The sequence below is a fragment of the Corynebacterium sp. HMSC11D10 genome, from assembly GCF_001806995.1.
GTDB classification, from domain to species: domain Bacteria; phylum Actinomycetota; class Actinomycetes; order Mycobacteriales; family Mycobacteriaceae; genus Corynebacterium; species Corynebacterium coyleae.
In genome coordinates this window covers 42,253-48,570 of the sequence record NZ_KV787019.1, presented here as the reverse complement: position 1 = coordinate 48,570, position 6,318 = coordinate 42,253, and the positions used below count along the sequence as shown (strand labels likewise).

General features: G+C 58.4%; 3 protein-coding genes, 1 tRNA gene and 2 pseudogenes. 4 read left to right on the top strand and 2 right to left on the bottom strand.

Annotated features, from left to right (window positions below):
* Nucleotides 1-673: 673 nt before the first annotated feature.
* Nucleotides 674-1,378 (top strand): annotated as a pseudogene (locus tag HMPREF3120_RS01135) (DDE-type integrase/transposase/recombinase); the annotation flags it as partial.
* A 16-nt stretch (nt 1,379-1,394) separates the two neighbouring features.
* Nucleotides 1,395-1,481, top strand: a pseudogene (locus HMPREF3120_RS11630) (IS3 family transposase); the annotation flags it as partial.
* 517 nt (nt 1,482-1,998) lie between these two features.
* On the opposite strand, the gene HMPREF3120_RS01125 reads toward HMPREF3120_RS11630, so the two are convergent.
* Complete coding sequence (locus HMPREF3120_RS01125) at nt 1,999-2,421, bottom strand: hypothetical protein (protein WP_141739325.1); 423 nt, start codon at nt 2,419-2,421, stop codon at nt 1,999-2,001.
* Nucleotides 2,422-2,836: 415 nt separating this feature from the next.
* Between HMPREF3120_RS01125 and HMPREF3120_RS01120 the strand changes: the two genes are divergently transcribed.
* Nucleotides 2,837-3,076 (top strand): hypothetical protein, encoded by a 240-nt coding sequence (locus HMPREF3120_RS01120; RefSeq protein WP_070449999.1) that lies wholly within the window; start codon nt 2,837-2,839, stop codon nt 3,074-3,076.
* A 97-nt stretch (nt 3,077-3,173) separates the two neighbouring features.
* Here the strand turns inward: HMPREF3120_RS01120 and HMPREF3120_RS01115 are convergent.
* A tRNA-Leu gene (locus tag HMPREF3120_RS01115) sits at nt 3,174-3,250 on the bottom strand.
* Nucleotides 3,251-3,402: 152 nt separating this feature from the next.
* Here HMPREF3120_RS01115 and polA point away from each other — a divergent pair.
* Nucleotides 3,403-6,006, top strand: coding sequence for a DNA polymerase I (gene polA / locus HMPREF3120_RS01110; RefSeq protein ID WP_070450079.1), 2,604 nt, complete (start codon nt 3,403-3,405; stop codon nt 6,004-6,006).
* Nucleotides 6,007-6,318: the final 312 nt, after the last annotated feature.

Genomic DNA, 6,318 nt, shown 5'->3' with positions numbered 1-6,318 from the left:
AACGATGACCGCTGCTCCGCATTCTATCGACCCTTAAACCTATCTGGATGATTTGCTGGCCGAAGCGTCACCGGATTTGATGCGGCAGTGAAGCGTCCTGGGTTTGGTTCCGATCGTTTCTAGAGAAAGATTGGGATCATGCCAAGGAAGTACAGTGATGAGTTCAAGGCCAAGGCGGTGCGTCTGGCTGGGGAACTTGTTGAGCTTGAAGGGTGCTCGAAGTGAGGTGCGGCGGTTGAGGTCGGTGACAAGCTCGGCGTCTCCGCGCACACGCTTAATAATTGGTTGAAGCCTTCAGGGCCGTCACACGGCGTCGAGGTCAGCTCCGGCGAGTTAGTAGACGATGAACTGAAGCGTCTGCGGCGGGAGAATAAAGAGCTGCGCAGGGCGAACGAGATTTTAAAGACCGCGTCGGCTTTTGTCGCTTAACCCTCCAAAAACAAAAATCTCGAGACAGCGTAGGAACGATGTCTCGAGACAACACATTGTGCCCCGGGTGATGTCTGGTTCCGTGACATCGTTCCGCATGTCTCATGAGATCGTTCCGGTGTCGAGAGCCATTATGTCTCGTCACATCGTTCCGGTGAGAAGCGAGGTGTCCGACAACACACCACAGTTGCCCCACACACGCTGAAACTGATGTCTCGCGACATCGTTCCTCCATGCTGAAGCCATGGAGAAACCAACGCCAAAAATCATCATCGAAATCATGCTCGCCACCGGCATGACCCAAGCCGAAGCAGCCCAACACTTCGGCGTAACAACGCGTTGGATCCGAACACTTCAAAAGCGCTACAACGAAGGCGGCCTGGAGGCACTAACCCCCAAATCAAAACGTCCCCACACAAACCCACGCGCCACTGCCCCCGAAGTAGTCGACCGCATCCTGCAACTACGCAACGAACTAACCAACCGCGGCACCGACGCAGGAGCCCACACCATCCGCTGGCACCTCGAACAAGAAGACACAACCCCGCTGCCAGCAGCAGCAACAATCCACCGCATCCTCAAAAACAACGGACACGTCACACCCCAACCACAAAAACGTCCCCGCAGCTCATGGATACGATTCCAAGCAGACCAACCCAACGAAACATGGCAAATGGACTACAGCGATTGGACCATCGCCGGCCACCAACGCGTCGTCATCCTCACCATCCTCGACGACCACTCCCGCTACGTCCTACGATGCCAAGCCTTTACCAGCGCAACCGTCACCCACGTCATCGAAGCCTTCACCCACACAGCCGCCACCCACGGCTACCCACCATCAACCCTGACCGACAACGGACGCGCCTTCACCACCAGCCACGACCGCACCAACCCAGCACGCAACGGCTTCGAACAACTCCTCCTCGACCTTGGCATCGAACAGAAAACCTGGGACACTTCAGTACAACACCGAACGCATCCAACAACGACTCAAGGGCCTGACCCCGATGCATTATCGGAATCAGACCCTTGAAGCCCTAACCACCTAGAATTAAACCAGTCCAACTTTCGGGGGCCAGTTCATCGCCGTGGCGGTGGTTTTGACGTGTTGAAGCTGTGTTCCGTCGGTGCTCCAATTAGCCTTTCGGCGAGATAGAGTGCTCTCAGGACTTAGCGGGGGTAACCGAATACCAGGTCACTGCTGCATAAACAGCAAAAGCGAAGACCAAAACTAGCGGAACGAATGCCCCTATAGCAATGCAGACCGCAAGCAGGCCGACGGCCTTAAGGCCGCCTTTCGGCTCCGACGATGACCCAATTAGTAGTGCTGTTGGAATGGTAGCGACGAAGAGAAGAGCTACCAACAGAAGCGGAGGAGCTTCTTTTACATACCCCGCAAGCAAAGTCCCGACGCCCGCGCAAATCCACAGGAATTTTCGTAGGCTCATAGAACGGCTCCTCTAATTACTCGTTAGGTGCAATCGCGACAGGAGCGATATTCGCACCAAGGATCGCCGCGGCGAGGCTAAATGCGCCGACTTTCTTGAGGGCGGTGGCGATCATTTGCTAGTTATTCATAATGACTTGAACGAGCTTAGCCTGCTGGGCTCCGGGAATGCAGCCAGTGAGCACACCTGCGAGAGCCCACACAGCACTGTTCGGGTCCTCCCACGATTTTGTAAAGACTGCGCCCCCGATCCCTACCGCGCATCCGATCGCAGCCACGATGACGAGCGGTGCAACCCTCGGAGCTGGTCCGTCGTTGCGCTCAAGCGATTGGAGTTCGGCATCCAGTTCATCCGCCGGTAGGCTAGAAAGGTATTCAAGCTCAGAATCCAGCTGCTCATGGATCTCTTCGGTTTCAGTTTCGGAGGCACCAGAAAAATTTGGTTGCGAGAGGGTTTCGGAGGCTGGTTTGGCGGCTCTTGCAGCGGTGATTTCGGGCGTCGCTGCGTGGGCTGGTTGCATGGCCGCCACTGGCATGGCCACGACAAGACAGAGTGCGAGTAGTCACTTGTACATTGCGGTTTCCCTTCAATCTGGGCGTATTGGCATGGTGTTGGAATACACCTGACATCAAGATAAAGCCCGATGTCTAGTATTTCAGCGCGACTGCTACTCGAAGCACTTTCGTTCACACCTAGATGGGGGCGGGATGTGAACCAATCCCCCCGCCGCTGGTATCGCCCTGGCGGGGGTTGCGTCGTTCTTCACCTACAGCCGCGCGACCACCGCCTCCGCCACCGCGGCGTGACCCACGCTGGTCGGGTGCACCGGGACTGCTTCATCCCCCGTCACCGGCCCCAGCGCAGAGACCCGCCGCGAGCCCGCAGGTGCGCACACGCCGAGCCCGTCGTCCGGCGGGGCCCCTCCGCCGCGGCGGAAATTTGTCAGTTCGTGGCCGGTGAAATTTGTCCTCGGCGAAGGCGAGCGGGGCGGCATTGCTTTCTCCACGCCGCCCGAGGTCACGCTCGATCGCTGGCGGAAAGCACTGCCCGTACTGGAAACGATGCTCGGCGTTGCAGACCTCGATGTCAGCCGCAGCGCGCCCGGCGAGGTCGTGCTGTGGCTACCCCGCGAGATCCGCGTCCGCTTTTGCTACTTAACCCCGTTATACGCTCGGGGAAGTGCTTTATACCAGTAGGTTGCGTCACTTCTTGCTGAAAATAAGAGTGGAGGGGGTTCCGGTGACAGTTTTCCGAACTCTTTCGGAAAAGTTTCCCGAAAACCCTCTCCCGAGATGGTGCCCCAGGTGAGACTCGAACTCACACTGGACGGGTTTTGAATCCGTTGCCTCTGCCAATTGGGCTACTGGGGCGACGCGCGAAAGTGTATCGCAGTTCACCCCGATGTGTGAAATCGCAGGTTGATTAGGTGCGGAAGGTCGTGTCGTGGCGCCCGCTAGACTGGCTGACCGTGACTACAACATCGGAAAAATCCAAGCGTTTGCTGTTGATCGACGGCCACTCGATGGCCTTCCGCGCGTTCTATGCGTTGCCTGCGGAGAACTTCTCCACGTCGGGTGGGCAGCACACGAATGCGGTGTACGGATTCTTGTCCATGTTTGCCAATATTCTTTCCGACGAAAAGCCGACGCACGCTGCCGTCGCGTTCGACGTGGGCCGAAAGACGTTCCGTACGGAGCGTTTCCCGGAGTACAAGGCGCAGCGTGAGGCTACTCCACCTGAGTTTAAAGGCCAGGTTCCGCTGATTGAGGACGTGCTGGGGGATCTCGGCATTGTGACGTTGAGCAAGGAGAACTTTGAGGCGGACGATATCGTCGCCACGCTTGTGACCCAGGCTCGTGCAGATGGTGACTACGAGATTGTTCTGGTCAGTGGTGATCGCGACTACATCCAGCTTGTCGACGACACTACGACCCTCCTGTACCCAATGCGTGGCGTGTCTACGATGACGCGCTTTAACCCGGCGGAGGTGGAGAAGAAATATGGCCTGACGGCTGAGCAGTACCCGGACTTCGCGGCCCTGCGTGGCGACCCGTCAGACAACCTGCCGAATGTGCCGAAAGTGGGGGAGAAGACCGCCACCAAGTGGATTACGCAGTACGGCACGCTCGAGGGGCTTATCGAGCATGCGGATGAGTTGAAGGGGCAAGCAGCCAACAACTTCCGCGAACGCATTGACCAGGTGCGATTGAACCGTGAACTCACCGCAATGGTCACCGATGTGGAACTGCCCGTGGCGCCGGGTGATCTCGAACTCAAGCCAGCCGATGTCGCCCAGGTTGCGGCGCGTTTCGACGACCTCGAGTTCGGCGTGAATCTGCGCGAACGCGTGCTCGCCGCGGTACCGACCGATGGCAGCGCACCCGAACCTGAGACGGTGGAGCTGGCTGACGTGACGGTTGATAACGAGTCTCTGGACACCTGGCTGAAGTCTCATGAAGGTCAAGGCCTTGCCCTGTACCTTTCCGGTACGGCGACGCCTGGATCGGGTGATCTGACGGCGCTGGCTATCGTCGATAAGCAGCGCCACGGCATTGCGAAACTTGCCGCCGATCTGTCGGCTGATGAAGACAAGGCGCTGAAGACCTGGCTCGAGTCGGATGACCCGAAGTTCCTGCACGAAGCCAAGGCTGCCTATCACATGCTGCGTGGCCGCGGCATCGAGCTGCAGGGGATTGCGCACGATACTGCGATCGCTGCCTATCTGTTGCGTCCCGGCCAGCGCACGTATGCGCTCGAGGATGTGTACCAGCGTCACCTGCAGCGCCAGCTCAGCACCAGCTCTGATCAGCTGAGCTTGCTGGATGATTCGGGCGACGTGGATGCGGCTGCGGCGATTCTGGAGCTTGCCGCAGAGTTGTCCAAGGACCTGCGCGAGATCAACTCCTACGAGTTGTACGCGAACCTCGAACTGCCACTGGTCACGGTGCTCGCGGAAATGGAGCACATTGGCATCGCCGTTGATCTGGACGTTCTGGAGGGGCTGCGCAAGGACCTGACGCACAAGGTTGAGCAGGTCGAAGAGCAGGCGCGTCAGCTGGTCGACGAGCCGGACCTGAACCTATCTAGCCCGAAGCAGCTCTCTGTCGTGCTCTTTGACAAGCTTGCGCTGCCGAAGACGAAGAAGACGAAAACGGGTTACTCGACTGCTGCGGCGGAGATTGAAGCGCTCGCAGAGAAGAATCCGCACCCGTTCCTTGATTATCTGCTTGCGCACCGTGAGCACCAGAAGATGAAGTCCACGGTGGAAGGCTTGATTAAGACGGTGCAGCCGGATGGCCGGATCCACACCACGTTTAATCAGACTGTGGCCTCGACGGGGCGTCTCAGCTCGGCGGAGCCGAACCTGCAGAACATTCCGGTGCGTACTGAGGCCGGGCGCAAGATCCGCTCTGCATTTGTAGTTGGCGAGGGCTACGAATGCCTGCTTACCGCCGACTACTCGCAGATTGAGATGCGTGTGATGGCGCACCTCAGCCAAGACGAGGGCCTGATCGAGGCGTACCGGGCTGGGGAGGACCTGCACAACTTCGTTGGCTCCCGCGTGTTTGATGTTCCGATCGATCAGGTCACGCCAGAGCTACGTCGCCGGGTCAAGGCAATGTCCTACGGCCTCGTCTACGGCTTGTCTGCCTACGGCCTGTCGCAACAGTTGTCGATCTCTGCCGGTGAGGCGAAGGGCATTATGGAGAACTACTTCGAACGATTCGGCGGGGTAAAGCGCTACCTTGATGAGGTCGTCGAGCAGGCGCGTCGCGACGGCTACACCTCGACGGTGTTCGGTCGCCGCCGCTACTTGCCGGAACTCACAAGTGACAACCGAATCGCGCGGGAGAACGCCGAGCGTGCGGCGCTGAACGCCCCGATCCAGGGCACTGCTGCGGACATCATCAAGGTTGCGATGCTTCGTGTCGACGACGCCTTGCGCGACTACGCATCACGTGTCCTCCTGCAGGTGCACGATGAGTTGGTGCTCGAGGTTGCCCCGGGCGAGCTAGACGCCGTCCAAGCGATCGTGGAGCGCGAAATGGACAAGGCAATCGAACTCCTCGTCCCGCTAGAGGTGTCTGCAGGTACTGGCGCAAACTGGGAAGAGGCGGCGCACTAGCCGCGAGTACGTTTCGGGAAAGCACGAGGCGGGCATCACGTGAAGCACGCAAACTTCATCTGATGCCCGCCTCGAGTACGGCGTCCCCAGTTACCGTATCCCCCGACGTGGCCCAACCCCCCAGGCCATTTCCTCTTTCTATTTTGTTACCACCTAGCGGCGGGGTTCTCGATTAGGTACCGAGCCTCAGGCAGTGCTTAGATTTCACTCTGTTCTGGGGCTATTCCTCAAGAACCAGGTAAAACCTTAATTGCTACTGAGCGGGCGCACAAGCAATACACAGTAACTGTTAAGCATGTGACGGAATGTCTA

Excerpts from the sequence above, each read along its gene's own strand:
- polA (WP_070450079.1), top strand. The coding sequence starts at position 3,403 with ATGGCCTTCCGCGCGTTCTATGCGTTGCCTGCGGAGAACTTCTCCACG.